The organism is Corynebacterium sp. 2571A, from assembly GCF_055700935.1.
Map to the genome: position 1 here is coordinate 102,424 of NZ_JASTTE010000001.1, position 14,980 is coordinate 117,403.

13 protein-coding genes and 2 tRNA genes are annotated in these 14,980 nt (G+C 67.3%); 6 read left to right on the forward strand and 9 right to left on the reverse strand.

What is annotated here, in order from left to right; genetic code table 11:
* Nucleotides 1-268: 268 nt before the first annotated feature.
* The 4 genes from QQS53_RS00610 to QQS53_RS00625 are packed head-to-tail and all read right to left on the reverse strand — an operon-like array spanning nt 269 to nt 3,589.
* Nucleotides 269-1,417, reverse strand: a complete 1,149-nt coding sequence (locus QQS53_RS00610) for a ThiF family adenylyltransferase (protein ID WP_472774065.1) — start codon at nt 1,415-1,417, stop codon at nt 269-271.
* Nucleotides 1,414-1,881 (reverse strand): molybdenum cofactor biosynthesis protein MoaE, encoded by a 468-nt coding sequence (locus tag QQS53_RS00615; protein WP_472774066.1) that lies wholly within the window; start codon nt 1,879-1,881, stop codon nt 1,414-1,416. The genes QQS53_RS00610 and QQS53_RS00615 overlap by 4 nt, the downstream gene beginning before the upstream one ends.
* The gene (locus tag QQS53_RS00620) at nt 1,871-2,344 is read right to left on the reverse strand and encodes a MogA/MoaB family molybdenum cofactor biosynthesis protein (protein ID WP_472774067.1); all 474 of its coding nucleotides are present in this window, start codon (nt 2,342-2,344) and stop codon (nt 1,871-1,873) included. The genes QQS53_RS00615 and QQS53_RS00620 overlap by 11 nt, the downstream gene beginning before the upstream one ends.
* Before the next feature lie 45 nt (nt 2,345-2,389).
* Nucleotides 2,390-3,589: a molybdopterin molybdotransferase MoeA gene (locus QQS53_RS00625; protein ID WP_472774068.1), complete on the reverse strand. Its 1,200-nt coding sequence runs from the start codon at nt 3,587-3,589 to the stop codon at nt 2,390-2,392.
* 128 nt (nt 3,590-3,717) lie between these two features.
* Between QQS53_RS00625 and QQS53_RS00630 the strand changes: the two genes are divergently transcribed.
* Nucleotides 3,718-3,993: a MoaD/ThiS family protein gene (locus QQS53_RS00630; protein WP_472774069.1), complete on the forward strand. Its 276-nt coding sequence runs from the start codon at nt 3,718-3,720 to the stop codon at nt 3,991-3,993.
* Here QQS53_RS00630 and QQS53_RS00635 read toward each other — a convergent pair.
* Genes QQS53_RS00635 through QQS53_RS00645 form a run of 3 tightly spaced genes read right to left on the reverse strand, consistent with a single transcriptional unit; the run spans nt 3,990 to nt 7,253 of the window.
* Nucleotides 3,990-4,442, reverse strand: coding sequence for a phage holin family protein (locus tag QQS53_RS00635; protein ID WP_472774070.1), 453 nt, complete (start codon nt 4,440-4,442; stop codon nt 3,990-3,992). The two genes, QQS53_RS00630 and QQS53_RS00635, sit on opposite strands and share 4 nt — an antisense overlap.
* Before the next feature lie 59 nt (nt 4,443-4,501).
* A complete protein-coding gene (hisC, locus tag QQS53_RS00640) occupies nt 4,502-5,560 on the reverse strand; it encodes a histidinol-phosphate transaminase (protein WP_472774071.1) in 1,059 nt (352 codons plus the stop codon).
* 10 nt (nt 5,561-5,570) lie between these two features.
* Nucleotides 5,571-7,253, reverse strand: coding sequence for an alpha-keto acid decarboxylase family protein (locus QQS53_RS00645; protein ID WP_472774072.1), 1,683 nt, complete (start codon nt 7,251-7,253; stop codon nt 5,571-5,573).
* 267 nt (nt 7,254-7,520) lie between these two features.
* On the opposite strand from QQS53_RS00645, the gene QQS53_RS00650 reads away from it, so the two are divergent.
* Together QQS53_RS00650 and QQS53_RS00655 are read left to right on the forward strand one after the other, a co-directional pair.
* Nucleotides 7,521-7,612, forward strand: a tRNA-Ser gene (locus QQS53_RS00650).
* A 114-nt stretch (nt 7,613-7,726) separates the two neighbouring features.
* Complete coding sequence (locus QQS53_RS00655) at nt 7,727-9,229, forward strand: MFS transporter (protein ID WP_472774073.1); 1,503 nt, start codon at nt 7,727-7,729, stop codon at nt 9,227-9,229.
* Here the strand turns inward: QQS53_RS00655 and QQS53_RS00660 are convergent.
* Together QQS53_RS00660 and QQS53_RS00665 are read right to left on the reverse strand one after the other, a co-directional pair.
* Nucleotides 9,226-10,188 carry a TIGR00730 family Rossman fold protein gene (locus QQS53_RS00660; RefSeq protein ID WP_472774074.1) on the reverse strand — a complete coding sequence of 321 codons (963 nt, stop codon included), beginning with the start codon at nt 10,186-10,188 and terminating at the stop codon, nt 9,226-9,228. The genes QQS53_RS00655 and QQS53_RS00660 overlap by 4 nt on opposite strands.
* A gap of 75 nt (nt 10,189-10,263) precedes the next feature.
* A complete protein-coding gene (locus tag QQS53_RS00665; RefSeq protein ID WP_472774075.1) occupies nt 10,264-11,346 on the reverse strand; it encodes a zinc-dependent alcohol dehydrogenase family protein in 1,083 nt (360 codons plus the stop codon).
* Nucleotides 11,347-11,592: 246 nt separating this feature from the next.
* Between QQS53_RS00665 and mgtE the strand changes: the two genes are divergently transcribed.
* From mgtE to QQS53_RS00680, 3 genes are all read left to right on the forward strand, one after another.
* Nucleotides 11,593-12,957 carry a magnesium transporter gene (mgtE, locus tag QQS53_RS00670; protein ID WP_070768583.1) on the forward strand — a complete coding sequence of 455 codons (1,365 nt, stop codon included), beginning with the start codon at nt 11,593-11,595 and terminating at the stop codon, nt 12,955-12,957.
* Nucleotides 12,958-13,195: 238 nt separating this feature from the next.
* Nucleotides 13,196-14,779: an SLC13 family permease gene (locus QQS53_RS00675; RefSeq protein ID WP_472774076.1), complete on the forward strand. Its 1,584-nt coding sequence runs from the start codon at nt 13,196-13,198 to the stop codon at nt 14,777-14,779.
* A 122-nt stretch (nt 14,780-14,901) separates the two neighbouring features.
* A tRNA-Arg gene (locus QQS53_RS00680) sits at nt 14,902-14,974 on the forward strand.
* Nucleotides 14,975-14,980 lie beyond the last annotated feature (6 nt).

Genomic DNA, 14,980 nt, shown 5'->3' on the forward strand with positions numbered 1-14,980 from the left:
ATGCGCAACCCGGTTTACGTAGTTATTACTATGGTGTCGATCACACCTTTATCGCGGGCCCCAAAAGTCGCCCCCAAGGGGAAGATAAAGGGAACGACCCGGGGGTACCACCTAATACCGGCCCAGCGACCAGCGCAAAGACCTCCCCGTAGTTCAGATCCCGCCGTCTCCGCCAACGGGGGTTCGGGGAAATATCGACTTCTGTCCTTTTCTCCGACACCCCACCTGGGGAAACGTGCGCCCGGGGCGGCAAAGGTCGATATTTTCCCTAACCCTTCGAATCTAACCAGGCATCAATCCCGCCGCGCAGCGAGTAGAGCGGGCCGGTCAGCCCGCGCTCATGGATAAGGTGGACGGCCTCGGCTGAGCGGACGCCGCCGGCGCAATGGACCACCACGGTCTGATCTTTGTTGAGAGCGGCGGTCACCTCGGGCGGGATATAGCCCTCGCGCAGGCGGGGCAGGGGGCATGGCACCGAGCCTTCGAGGGCGAAGGTGGCGACCTCGTCCGGGTTGCGCACGTCGAGCACGAGCGCGCCGGCGGGGATGGTGGTGGTTTCGTGCACGTCCGGGTAGGCCGCGGGCGAGGAGGCGGTGGGCTCCTCCGTGGCCGGGGCGTCGGTGACCGGCCCGTGCGCGCAGACCCGATCGGCGACGGCAGGATCACCGTTCACCGGGATGTATTCCCAGGTCCCGTTGAGGGCGGAGAAGTACCCGAGCTGGCCGATGAGCGGGTCCCCGACCCCGGTCAGCAGCTTGAGGGCCTCGAGCGCCATGGCGGAGCCGACGGTGCCGACCACCGGGCCCAGCACGCCGGCCTGCGAACAGCTGGGCACCGACCCGGCCGGCGGAGGGGTGGGGAAAAGGTCCTCGTAGATGGGCCCGCGGCCGGCCCAGAAGACGGTCATCTGCGCGTCGAAGCCGAGGATGGAGGCCCACACGTGCGGGATGCCGCGGCGCGCGCAGGCGTAGGAGGCCAGGTAGCGGGTGGCGAAGTTGTCGGATCCGTCCAGGACTACGTCGGCATCCGCCAGCAGCTTTTCGGCGTTGTCCGCGTTTAGGCGCGTGGAGACGGCGTTGACCTCGACAGTCGGGTTGAGGGCGAGCATGGCCCGCCGGGCCGACTCCGCCTTGGGCTCGTTCGCGCGGGCCGCGGCGTCGGTGTGGATGACCTGGCGGTGCAGGTTGGATACCCCGACGGTGTCGTCGTCGAAGACGGTGATGCGGCCGACCCCGGCCCCGGCCAGGTACAACAAGGCGGGCGAGCCCAGCCCGCCGGCGCCGATGACGGCCACGTGCCCCGCGCGCAGCCGTGCCTGGGCCGCGCGGCCGAAGCCCGCCAGGCTGAGCTGGCGGCGGTAGCGCGCGACCTCCGCCGGGCTGAACTGCGGATCGGTGCCGGGCGGTTTAATGCTCATTCGATTCCCACCCACTGCACCGAGTCGTCGTCCAGCAGCTGTTCCTTCCAGATCGGCACCTCGGCCTTCACGCGGTCGGCGAGCTCCGCGGCCGCGACGAAGGAGTCCTTGCGGTGGGCCGAGGCCGCGATGACCACGAAGGCCAGCTCGCCGATTTGGAGCGGCCCGGTGCGGTGGGCGGTCCACAGGCGCACCGCCGGGTGCGCGGCGGCGACCTCGCCAGCGATGCGGGCGATTTCCGCCTGAGCGCTGGGGTGGGAGGAATAGGTCAGCAGCTTGACCCGCTGGCCGCCGTCGTGATCGCGGACGATGCCATCGAAGGTCACCGCCGCGCCCATCGCCCGGGTCAGAACCTGCTCGCGGGCGGGGCCAACCAGTTCTTCCAGGGGCTGTTGCGTCAGGAAAGCGCCCAGGACCTTGCCGGTCTGGGCGTGGACGTAATCCGGATCCCCGTTAGTGCTCATGTGTCCCTTCTAGCATGTCAACCAGGGGAACCACTAATTCTTCCAGGACTGAACAACCGTCCTTCACCCCTCCCGTAGAACCGGGCAGGGTCATGGCAAAGGTCGTGCCGGTCACCCCGGCTACCGCGCGGGAGGCTAGGGCCGTGGGCACGGATTCCAGGCCCTTGGCCCAGAAGGCCATGGGGATGCCGGGCAGCTCGCGCTCCAGGTGCTTGGCGACGGCCTCGACGGTGCGGTCGTCCGCGCTCAGGCCGGTGCCGCCGGAGGTCAGGATGACGGAGTGCCCGGCTGCGAAGGCGGTGTCGACGGCCTGCTCGATTTCGGCGTCGGGGACGACCACCGGGTCGGGAGTATCAAAGCCCTTCCGGCGCAGGAACTCCACGGCGATGGGGCCGGAGCGGTCCTCGTAAATCCCGGCGGCCGCGCGGGTCGAGGCGACGATGACGAGTCCAGTGCGGGTCATGGCAGCTCCTTCAATTCCTTCAAACTGGGCGAAAATTACAAAGAATTACAGCGGGTAGATGGTCACTTGGGCGCCGGCGTCCAGCTCGGCGGCGATGGGGATGCGGATGAGGCAGTCGGCGCCGATGGCCTGCGCGACCAGGTGGGAACCCGGCCCGCCGACCTGGCTGGCGGTGATGGCGTCGGCCCCGATTGTCATGTGGCCGCGCAGGAAGCGCTCGCGGTCGTCCAGCCCGGTCACCGGGTGCGCGAGCTGGGCGGGCAGGGCCGGCAGGGTGGTCCCCAGCAGGTCGGCGACGTAGAGGTGGAAGCTGACCAGCGAGGAGATCGGGTTGCCCGGCAGGCAGATGACCGGCGTCCCGGAAAGCTTGGCCAGCCCCTGCGGCCCGCCCGGCTGCTGGTCGACGTGGCCAAACCAGCCGTGCGGTTCCAGCACCTGGCGCACGACCTCGAACTTGCCGGCGCTGATGCCGCCGGAGGTCACGATGGCGTCCGGCTGCAGCTCCGCGATGGCGGTGTCCAGGTCGCGGCGCAGCTTCACCGGATCGTCGTCGGTGCGCACGTGGCCGGCCACGACGATGCCGGCTTCCGCGGCCAGGGCCGTGAGCATAGGCCCGTTCGAGTCCGGGATGGCGGCCGAGCGATCCGCCAGGTCCGCGCTGCTGCTGCCGATCTCCGCGCCGCCGGTGCAGATCACGATCCGCGCCGGGGCCACCACGTTGACGGTTGGGATGTCCTGGCCCGCCAGGGTGGCGATGACCGCCGCGTTGATGCGGGTGCCGCCGGTGACCAGCGTGGAGCCCCGGGAAATATCGCTGCCGGCGGCGCGCACGAACTGGCCCTCCGGCACGGCCGGCGCCGTGACGGTGGCCCCCTGCGGCAGGAAGTCCGCCGGCTCGGTGCGCTCGACCGGCACGATGGCGGCGGTGCCGCGCGGGACCTTCGCCCCGGTCATGATGGGCGCGGCCTGGCCGCCTAAGCCGTCCGCGTAGAAGCGATCCGGATCCGTGCCGGCCGGGATGGTCGTACCGACCGGGAAGGTCCCGCCAGCCGCGGTGGGCAGGGCATAGCCATCCATCTGCGAATTATCGAAGCGGGGAGAGTCATAGGCGGCGACCACGTCCGCCGCCAGTGTGGCGCCCAAGGATTCGCTCAGGGCCACCTCGTGGTGTCGGCTGCGGTGGAGCGCGCCGCAGTCATCCAGCAGTTGCTTGACTTCCGCATGGTGCTGTTCCGGAGTACGCATAGGCCCCATCTTAGCCGCCCCGGCGCGGCAGCCGCGGAAAAGAGTGGGCCGCGGACTGAACGGGCGTTCTAGGCGCGCTGGGGTGGCGGGTTCGACAAGGAACGGCCTAGCCCGGCATAGTAGAGGCCATGTTGGAGGTGCACTATTTCGCGGCCGCCCGCGCCGCCGCCGGGACGGCCCACGAGCAGATCCCGGATGCGCAGGTGCCCGCCCGCCTAGGCGAGCTGCTCGACCAGCTCGCCGCCGCGCACCCGGGGACCACGGAAGCGGGTATGGGCCTGGAAGAAATCCTTCCGCGCTGCACCTTCCTCGTCGACGGTTCGGCCGCCGGCGACAGCTACCGCGGGGTGGCGCTGGAAGGGGTTACCCGCGTGGACGTCCTGCCGCCTTTCGCGGGCGGCTAGGAGCGGCCGCCGCTGGCCAGGCGCCGGACCGGGCTGGTGAAGAAGTTGACCACGCCGGAGACCAGCGAGAGCACCACCGCGCCCAGGATGGCCGGCCACCAGCCGTCGATGGCCAGGTTGCCCACGCCCAGATCCAGCTGGTTGAGCAGCCACTCGACCAGCAGCAGGACTGCGCCGTTGATGACCAAGATGAAAAGTCCCAGCGTCAGGCAGGTAATCGGCGCGCCGAGGACGCGGAGCACCGGGGTGACCACCGCGTTGACCACGATGAAGGCGATGGCCACGGCGATGAAGGTGCCGGAGGAGCCGGGCTCGTTGGTGGAGCCGATTTCGTTGAAGCCGTTGGCCGCCGGCGGGACGATGTCCACGCCCGGCACGAAGGTGACCACGACCCACAGGGCGATCGCGATGGCCACCACGTTCAGGGCCAGGTTGACGAGGGTACGCATGGCGGGGCACTCCTAGCGGTTGACGTTTCGCCCCATTCTAGCGGTCCCGCCGCGCCCGCCTAGTCCGCCTGTGCCGTGGCGGCGCGGAAGGCGGCTACCAGCGCGTCGGTTTCCTCCGCGGTGGTGACGGTGATGCGGATGCCCTCGTCGAAAGCGCGCACCAGCACGCCCTCGGCCGCGATCTTGGCGGCCAGTTCCTGCGGCGTGCCAAAAGCGGCGATGGCCGGCGCCGGCAGCCACACGAAGTTGGCCTCCGAGTGCGGGCTGCCGAAATCGGCCAGTTCGGCGGCGACGCGTTCGCGCTGCTCGACGGCCTCGTCGGTGCGGGACTGGAGCGTGGCAGCATCCGCCAGCGATGCCAGGGCGCCGGCCTGGCCCACGGCGTTGACGGAAAACGGCACGGCCACCTGGTTGAGCGCGGCGATGATATTCGCGGCGCCGAAGGCGTAGCCCACGCGCACCCCGGCCAGGCCGTAGGCCTTGGAAAAGGTCCGCATGCCCACCAGGTTCGGGTACCGGCGCAGGTACTGGGTGGCGTCCGGGGTATCCGCGGCGCGGTTGTACTCGAAGTAGGCCTCGTCGAGGGCGACGACTACGTCGCCGGGCACCTTGTCCATGAAGTCGGTGAACTCCTGGTTGGTGATGGTAGTGCCCGTCGGGTTATTCGGGTTGCACAGGAAGATTAGGCTGGTGCGCTCCGTGATGGCGTCGGCCATCGCGGCCAGGTCCATGCCGTGGTCCGCGCCCAGCGGGATGGCCACCGGCTGCGCGCCGACCACCTGGACGAAGATCGGGTAGGCCTCGAAGGAGCGCCACGGGAAGATGACCTCGCTCTCGGCGGTGGAGGTGATCTGCACCAGCTGCTGGCAGAGGGCTGAGGAACCGGTACCTACCGCCACCTCGTCGAAGTCCACACCCAGGTGCTGGGCCAGGGCCTCGCGCAGGGCCACGGCGCCCATGTCCGGGTAGCGGTTGGCCCCGGCGGCGGCACGGTTCATCGCCTCCTGCGCAGCCGGCAACGGCGGGTGGCTGGCCTCGTTGGAGGACAGCTTCACGGCGTCGTCGTTGCGCGCGCCGGGCCGGTAAACGGGGAGGGAGGAAAGGTCAGGACGAATCATGGACTTAACCTTAGGGGTTGCGGGGCCCGCGCGGGCCGAAATCGAAATCTGCGGTGGTCGGGCCGAAGGCCTTGAGGCCTTGCGGCGCGTCGAAGGGATCGAGGCGGACCTCGAGGAAGGCGCCGGTCCCGCTGGCCGCAATCTGCTCCAGCGCGGAGTTGAGCTCGCCCTCGGTGGCGGCGCTGTAGGAGGCCATCGTGGTATCGGCCTTGAACACCTTGGGCAGGGCCCCATAATCCCAGTTCTGGATGTCGTTGTACTCCTGCTCCATGCCCAGAATATAGCGCTCGATGGTATACCCGCCGTTGTTGACCAGCACGATGATGGGTTCTAAATCCTGGCGCAGGATGGTCGATAGCTCCTGGGCTGTCAGCTGGAAGGAGCCGTCGCCGATGAAGAGCACGTGCCGGCGGCCCGGCGCGGCCAGCTGGGAGCCGAGCAGGGCGGGTAGCGTGAAGCCGATCGAGCCCCAGATGGGGGAGTTGATGTACTTGGTCCCGGTGGGCATCGGTAGCGGCCCGAGCCCGATATTGGAGGTGCCGGCCTCCGTGATGACCACGTCTCCCTCCCGCAGGAACCGCGCCATCCGCGGCCAGATGCGCGCCTGGGTGAGCGGGGCGGAAGGATCCGCGCCGAAATCGTCGGTGGCGGGGGCGGGCCGCTCGGCGGCAGGGGAGGCGGGCTCACGTGCCGGCACCTTCTCGACGAGGGCGCCCAGGAGCTCGCGGGTGTTGATGCCCACGAAGTATTCGCCGCCGACGTTGACGTGCTGGTCGCCGAAGTTGATGATGGCGCTCTCGTCCAGCTGGTGGGTATAGGAGCCGGAGTTGACCTCGATGAAGCGCGGGTTGGTGGTCACCAGGAAGTCGGCGGACTCGACGCGGTCCTGCACGCCCGGCGCGGAGGAGGCGCCGTTGTAGGTGCCGAGGAAGAGCGGATCGTTTTCATCCAGGATGGCCTTGCCGGACGAGAGCTGGGAGTACGGGATCTGGGCTCGGTGCACCAGCGCGTCCAGGGCCGCGGTGAAGCCGTGGCGGTCGGTGTCCTGATCGATGAGCACCAGCGGCCGGCGGGCCTGTGCCAGCCGCGCGAGGACGGCCTCGGTGGCAGCTGCGAGCCGCTCCGGATCGGAGGCGGCCAGGGCGGTGCTGAACGGGGCATCGTCGACCTCGATCTCCAGGTGCGTGATATCCGAGGGGATCTGGATGTGCACCGGGCGCTTTTCCCGCAGGCACGTATGCAGCGCGCGGTCGAATTCCTCCACCACGTTCATCGGGGAAACCCGGGTGGAAATCTCCGTGAAGGGGGCGAGGGCCTCCAGCATGTTCGCGTAGTCGCCGTCGGCCAGGGAGTGGTGCATATTCCACCGGAATTCCGTGGCGTACTGCGGCGGGGCGCCGGCCAGGGAGACGACGGGGACGTGCTCGGCCCGGGAACCGGCAATCCCGTTGAGGGCGGACAGTTCCCCCACCCCGTAGGTGGTCAGCAAGGCCCCGACCCCGCGCTGCCGGGCGTAGCCATCGGCCGCGTACGCGGCGTTGAGCTCGTTGCAGGCGCCGACGAAGCGGATGCCGCTGGCGGCGTCGATCTGCTCCAGGAAGCTTAAGTTGAAATCGCCGGGAACGCCGATTATCTCCGTGATGCCGATGGCCTTGAGCCGGTCCAGCAGGAACTCGCCGATGGTGGTGCGCATAAAGAAGTCCTTTCCGGTTAAGGTGCGCCAGCACGGCGCGGGGTGGTGGCTCGTGCTGCGATCGTCTCGCCTTCCGATTATGCCGCGAAAAGTGTGACAGGTCACTACGTCGGTAGGATCTTTCCTGGCTCGCGATGCCCGCGGACGTTCCCGCGGCGGTAGGGAGGGGCGAGTTTGTTTCTGTTTTGTTTAACAGGTACCCTAAATCTTCGTAACTCATGGTGCGACGGCTGGTTTGCGCTAGCTAGAAGCACCGCGTTTTACGTTGGAGACGTGCCAGAGCGGCCGAATGGGGCTCACTGCTAATGAGTTGCCCTCTTAACGGAGGGCCGGAGGTTCAAATCCTCTCGTCTCCGCCATATTTCCGCCCGCGTTCCGAGTTAAATCTCCCTCGGTCCGCGGGCGTTTTTGGCTTTGTTCTGGCCTTATCCCGGCGGATTGCGAATCTGCGCGAGCAGAGTATAAGTAGTGTAATGACAAAATCCGGGCGCTTAGACAAAAACGCATCCACAGTATCGGAGGCGAATGCCTCGGAGTACCCGGCCGGGCAGGATCCCGCCCGGTGGCGCGTGCTCATCGTCCTGCTCGTCGCGATCTTTATGTCGCTGATTAGCGTGTCCATCGTCAACGTGGCCCTGCCGTCCATCCAGGCCGGCCTAGACGCCAGCGACTCCGACGTGCAGTGGGTGCTGTCCGGTTACGCGCTCACCTTCGGCGTGGTGCTGGTGGCCGCTGGGCGCGCCGGGGACTTGGTGGGCCGCGGCGGCATCTTCCTCGTCGGTATCGCTATCTACACCCTGGCTAGTGCCTCCGCCGGTTTCGCGCCGAACGCCGAGTCGCTGAACCTGTCCCGCTTCATCCAGGGCATTGGCGCGGGCCTGCTCAACCCGCAGGGCGTGGGCATGATCCAGCAGTACTTCCGCGGTGCGGAACGCGGCCGGGCCTTCGGCTATTTCGGCTCCACCGTGGGCGTGGCGGTGGCCATCGGGCCGGTGCTGGGCGGCTTCCTCATCCGCATCGGCGGCCCGGACCTAGGCTGGCGCCTGACCATGCTGGTCAATTTCCCGATCGGGCTGTTGGCCATCGTTTTAGGCCTGATGTGGTTCCCGCGCCCGCTGTTTTCCAGGGTGCGCGACAGCGCCGGGGAGAAGGTCGGCGCCTGGCAGGCGTTTAAGTCCCTGGACCCGGTCGGCGCGCTGCTGCTGGGGCTGGCGGTGCTGTGCGTGCTCTTCCCGTTCGTGGAATCTTCGGGCTCGCGGTGGGTCTGGGCCCTCCTGCCCGCCGGGGCGGTCTGCGTGGCCATCTGGGTGGCCTGGGAGCGCCACCACAAGTCCACCGGCCACGAGCCGATGGTGGACCTGGGCATCTTCCAGACCTTTACCTTCCGCAACGGGACCATCATCGCCACGCTGTGGTTCATGGGCATTACTAGCATCTGGGTGCTGGTCGCGCTGTATTTCCAGAACGGGCTGGGCTATTCCGCGCTGGTGGCCGGCTGCGTGGGCCTGCCCTCGGCGCTGCTGAACTCCGTGACCGCCACCCTCGCCGGCAAGAGCGTCTCGGTCTACGGGCGCCGCGTGGTGATTATCGGCATGCTGACCACGCTCTTCGGACTGGTGGCGACCATCGTGGTGATTTGGGGGACCACGCACTGGTCCGTCAGCGAGTGGTGGCTGGTGCTCACCCTGTGCTTCGTCGGCGCCGGCCAGGGCGCGGTGGTCTCCCCGAACCAGACGCTGACGCTGGCCGAGGTGCCCGCCAACTACGCCGGCTCCTCCGGCGCGGTCATGCAGACCGGGCAGCGGATCGGCACCGCGGTCGGGCTGGCGGTGACCACCGCCATCGTCTTCGCCACCCTGGGCAACACCGACGCCGATTGGCCCGGGGCCATCATCATGGGCTTCGCCATGATTACCGCGGTCTGCCTGGCGGCCCTGGGCTTCGGCGTGGCCGACCGGGTGGGGCGCCGGCGCTAGGACCACTTGGGCCGGGGCGCGACCCAGCGGTCCAGCTTTGCGAAGAGCTCCTCGGCGGTGTCCGCCACGATGAGGCTGTCCCGGTCGGTGGCGCGCACCAGGCCTTGCTCCACTAGGTGGTCCAGCAGGTCCACCAGTGGGGCCCAGAAGGCCGCGCCGAACAGGGCCAGGGGCGTGGCGTGCAGGCCCAGCTGCTGGCGGGTCCAGACGTCGAAGAACTCGTCCAGGGTCCCGGCGCCGCCCGGCAGCGCCACGCAGGCCTCGGCCAGCTCGCTCATGCGCTGCTTGCGCTGGTGTATGGTCTCTACCACCTCCAGCCGGTCAAGGCCCGGGTGGGCGATCTCGCCGTCCACCAGGTGCTGGGGAATGACCCCGGTGATGGGCGCGCCGGCGGCGTGGGCGGCGTCCGCCACCGCGCCCATCAGCCCGACCTTGCCGCCGCCGTAGATAAGGCGCACCCCGTGCGCGCCCAGCGCGGTGCCCAGCTCCCGCGCCAGCTCCAGGTTGTGCGGGTCCGTGCCGGTGCTCGCCCCCGTATACACCGCAATGGAGCGTGGGGCCGTTCTCGCCGCCAGCGCCGGGAAGACCTCCTCGGCCAGCAACGGGGCGAGCGGCTTTTGTGGCGCGTGCGGGTTGACCCAGGCCAGCTCGGCGATCTCGTGGCTGGCCTGGGCGGAGACCTCGTAGGGGTAGCTAAAGACCGTGGCGGACACGGCGTGCCCGGCCTCGTTGGCCGCCGGGGCGTCAAACGTGCCGAGCTCCTTTAACGCCGCGCCGGCAAGTTCCACGCCCAGCTCCTCGGCCACCTCGCGCACCGCTGCCGCCCGGGCGTTTTCGCCCGGCTCCGGCTTCCCACCGGGGAACTGGAAGAGTTTGGTGCCGGCCTTGCGGGCGGTGAGCACTTCGCCGGTGCGGTTGCGGAAAATGACGGCGCTGACGTTAATGGTCGGAGTGGGCATGGGCTACAGGCTACACCGCGCCCGCCGGCGGTTAGGCCGGTTGACGCGGTGGGCAGGCGGGAAAATAGACGGTGCTTACTCGGAGGAGATCATCACCTTCATTGCCTGGGTCTCATCCGCGTGGGCGAAGGTCTCCCAGGCCTTTTCCAGCTCGGCGAAGGTGAAGTGGTGGGTGGCCAGTTCCTTCATCGGGATCTGGGTGTTGCTAACCGCCTTGAGCAGCATCTCCGTGGAATCCGCCTTCACCAGTCCGGTGGTGATGGTCAGGTTCTTGATCCACAGGTCGTTCAGGCGGAAGTCGACCGGCTGGCCGTGCACGCCTACCACGGCGATGTGCCCGCCGGGCTTGACGATTTCCTGGCAGGTATCCCAGGTGGCGGGCAGGCCGACGGCCTCGATGGCGGCATCCGCCAGGCGGCCCTCCGTGATGCGGGCGATGGCCTCCTTGGCGTCTTCCTCTGCCGGGTTGACCACGTGGGTGGCGCCGACCTTCTGGGCCAGCTCCAGGCGGGTGGTGTTCATATCCACCACGGTGATGGTGGCCGGGGAGTAGAGCTGCGCGGTAATCAGCGCGCCCATCCCGACCGGGCCGGCGCCCACGATGACGACGTCGTCGCCGGGCTTGACGTCGCTGGACTGCACGCCGATCTCGTGACCGGTGGGCAGCGCGTCGGAGAGGAAGACGGCGATGTCGGTGTCCAGTTCTGCGGGCAGCTTGTACAGCGAGTTATCCGCAAACGGGGTGCGCACGTACTCGGCCAGCGTGCCGTCTATCATGTAGCCCATGATCCAGGAGCCGCCGCCGGTGCAGTGGGCGTAGAGCTGCTTCTGGCAGTTTGGGCAGGAGCCGCAGCGGGATACGCACGAGATGATGACGCGGTCGCCCGGTTGGAAGTTGGTGACGTTGGCGCCGACCTCCTCCACGACGCCGATGCCCTCGTGGCCCAGGATGCGGCCGTTCCACTCGCCGGTCTTTTCCCGGGCGGTGGCCTCGATCTCCGGGTTCTTGCCGTGGGAGATACCCAGGTCGGTGCCGCAGATGGTGGTCTTTTCAATGCGGATGATGGCGTCCGTCGGGTCAATGATCTGCGGCTTCGGGCGCTGTTCGAAGCGGACGTCGTTCGGGCCGTAATAGGTGGCGGCAAGCATGGTGGACATAGGCGGGTTCTCCTCGGTGCGTGTCGGTTGGGATACCCCACAATTTTACCGCGGTACCGGCTTCTTTTCTCCTGCGTACAGCATGAAAATGAGCTTCAATAAACCGGCTGTAGGAAAGGCTGGCGGGCCGCCGGAAGTGTCCGTTGCCCAAATTCCGCACTTTGGGTTTATTCTTAGCAAGGCACGCCGGGAACCCCGGCACCGAACCAACGTCAATCAGTGTGGATATCAAGGGAGGTGGCGGGCATGAGCAACTCGGTAGACGAGGCCATCGATCGGCTAGAGGATTTGCTGCGGACCGAAGGGGAAATCGATCCGAAAGCGGCGCCGGACATGCAAAGGCTCCTGGACACGCCTCCCATCCAGGACATCGTGGCGCTGGTCGAGCGCCAGAACAACGTCCGCGCGGCCGTGGTGCTGCGCCTGTTGCCGCGGGACAAGTCCATCGAGGTCTTCGACGCGCTGGACTCCGCGCACCAGGCCGATATCATCGACGAGCTGGGCAACGCCGACGTCTACGCCTTCTTCGACGAGCTCGACCCGGACGACCGAGTCTCCCTGCTGGACGAGCTGCCCGCCGAGATCGCCGATCGCCTGCTGCGCTCGCTGGACAAGACCGAGCGGGATGTCACGGGCGTCGTGCTGGGCTACCCGAAGGGTTCGGTCGGCCGCCGCATGTCCCCGGAGGTCCCGGAGATCTACCGGGAGATGACCGTGGATGAGGCGTTGGCCAAGCTGCGCGCTACTGCCGATGGCGTCGAGACCATCTACACCCTGCCGGTCACCCGCAAGGACCGCCGCCTGGTCGGCGTGGTCAGCTTCCGCGAGCTCTTCATGGCCCGTGGCAACCGCATGGTCGAGGACCTGATGCGCGAGCCGGTCTTCGCCTACGCCTACGACGACGCGGAGGAAACCGCCCGCTGGTTTTTGCCCCTGGACTTGCTGGCGATGCCGATCGTCGACGAATCCAAGCGCCTGGTCGGCCTGCTGACGTGGGACGACGCCACGGACATCGTGGAGGAAGAGGACTCCGAGGATTCCGCCCGCGCCGGTGGTACGGAGGCCCTGCAGCAGCCGTATATGTCCACCCCGCTGCTGAAGCTGGTGCGCTCGCGCATTGTCTGGCTGTTGGTGCTAGCGGTCTCCGCCCTGCTGACCGTCCAGGTGCTCGACGCCTTCGAGGAGACCCTCGCGGCCGCCGTGGTGCTCAGCCTGTTCATCCCGCTGCTGACCGGTACCGGCGGCAATACCGGCAACCAGGCCGCCACCACCGTCACCCGCGCGCTGGCGCTGGGCGACGTGCGAAAAAAGGACATCCTGGCGGTGATGTGGCGGGAGCTGCGCGTGGGGATGCTGCTCGGCGCGGTGCTCGGCCTGCTCGGCGTCGGCCTGGCTACGCTGGCCTACGGCTTCGACATCGGCCTGGTCATCGGGATCACGCTGTTCTTGGTCTGTTCCATGTCCGCCACGGTGGGTGGGATGATGCCGATCCTGGCCAAGGCCGTGGGCGCGGACCCGGCGGTCTTTTCCAACCCGTTCATTTCCACCTTCTGCGACGCCACCGGCCTCATCATCTACTTCTTCATCGCCAAGGCTGTCCTGGGTATTTAGGGGCCGGGGGAGTCCCCGGGCGTAAACGGGTGTCTGGGTGGCCCCGCGCGGGCCGTTTTCGGGGGTGGCCAAGCGGCCGGGTTGTGGCATATGTGACACAAGTTTTGTAAAGTTCCCCACATTAGGCAACAAAGTGTTGTTTGTTTCCTTACCCCATATGCGCACAGCTAGGCGCTAAATCGCAGAGGCGCTACCTCACCTAGGCGCTATATCTCAGTCTCACAGATTGGTGTTCCCCATGACAACTCCACAGACTCACGAGTCGACCGCCCACCCAGAAGGCGAAGAGGACAAAGGCGTTAAGAAGGGTGAACTGCGCCGCCAGCTCATCGGGATCGTCGGCGGCCTCGCGCTCGCCATCATCGTCTTCTTCATCTTCCCGGCCAGCTCGGTGGAGACCGTGATGAACTCCAGCGGCGCGGATCCGGACGCGGAGTACAGCCACCTGGCCCTGCGCACTGTCGCGGCGGTGACCATCCTGATGGGCGCCTGGTGGATGACCGAGGCCCTGCCGCTGGCCGCGACCGCGCTCATCCCGCTGGCCATCTTCCCGCTGGCCGGGGTCGGTGAGATTTCCGACGTGTCCTCGCCGTACGCCTCGTCCACCATCTTCCTGTTCTTGGGCGGCTTCCTCGTCGCGCTGTCGCTGCAGCGCTGGAACGTCCACCGACGCATGGCGCTGATGGTGGTCAAGCTGGTGGGCACCTCGCCCAAACGCCTCATCCTGGGCTTCATGATCTCCACCGGCTTTTTGTCCATGTGGGTCTCCAACACCGCGACCGCGGTGGTCATGCTGCCCATCGGCATGTCCGTGCTGCAGCTGACCGCCGACACGGTGGGCGGCATGAAGAACCAGAAGCGGTTCGCCACCGCCCTGATGCTGGCGATTGCCTACTCGGCCTCTATCGGTTCCCTGGGTACCCTCATCGGTACCCCGCCGAACCTGCTGCTGGCTGGTTACATGAAGGAAACCCACGGCATTGAGATCGGCTTCGCCCAGTGGATGCTGGTCGGCATGCCGGTGGCCATCATCTTCACCTTCCTGGCCTGGGTCGTGCTGATTACCGTCTTCCCGCCGGAGATGAAACAGATCCCGGGCGGCAAGGAGCTCATCGACCAGGAGATCAAGGACATGGGCCCGTGGACCGCCCCGCAGATCCGCGTCGCCATCATCTTCTCGCTGGCCGCCATCTCCTGGGTCTTCGTCCCGCTGCTCATCAACTGGCAGGGCTGGGGGGTCGGCTACGACGACGCCATCGTCGGCATCATCGCCGGCCTGCTGCTCTTCCTGCTGCCCGCCGACAGCAAGAACGGCGTGCGCCTGCTGGACTGGAAGACCGCCAACGAGCTGCCCTGGGATGTGCTCCTGCTCTTCGGTGGCGGACTGTCGCTGTCCGCCATGTTCACCCAGTCCGGGCTGTCCCTGTGGGTCGGTGAGATGGCCAAGGGCCTGCAGGTCCTGCCGCTGTTCCTCCTCGTGGCCGCCGTCGCCGCGCTGGTGCTGGTGCTCACCGAGTTCACCTCGAACACCGCCACCGCCGCGACCTTCCTGCCGATTATGGGCGGCGTCGCCGTCGGTATCGGCCTGACCGACGCGGCCGCCATCAACGTGATGATCCTGACCGTCCCGGTCGCGCTTGTGGCCACTTGTGCCTTTATGATGCCGGTGGCCACCCCGCCGAACGCCATCGCCTACGGCTCCGGCTACGTCACCATCGGCGAGATGATCAAGGGCGGCCTCTGGCTCAACGTCATCGCCTTGGTCCTGGCGACCCTGGCGACCTATTTCATCGCCGTCCCCGTCTTCGGGATGGTCTTGTAAAAATCCGCCTTAAGAAACGCCGGTTTATACGCAATAAGCTGGCGTTTTGGTACTCGCCCAAAGGGCGGGTATAGTAATTCTTCGTTGCCGAGAGAACAGGAGTTCTTCGAGTTCAGCGACATGCGCCCGTGGCTCAACGGATAGAGCATCTGACTACGGATCAGAAGGTTGGGGGTTCGAATCCCTCCGGGCGCACAAACA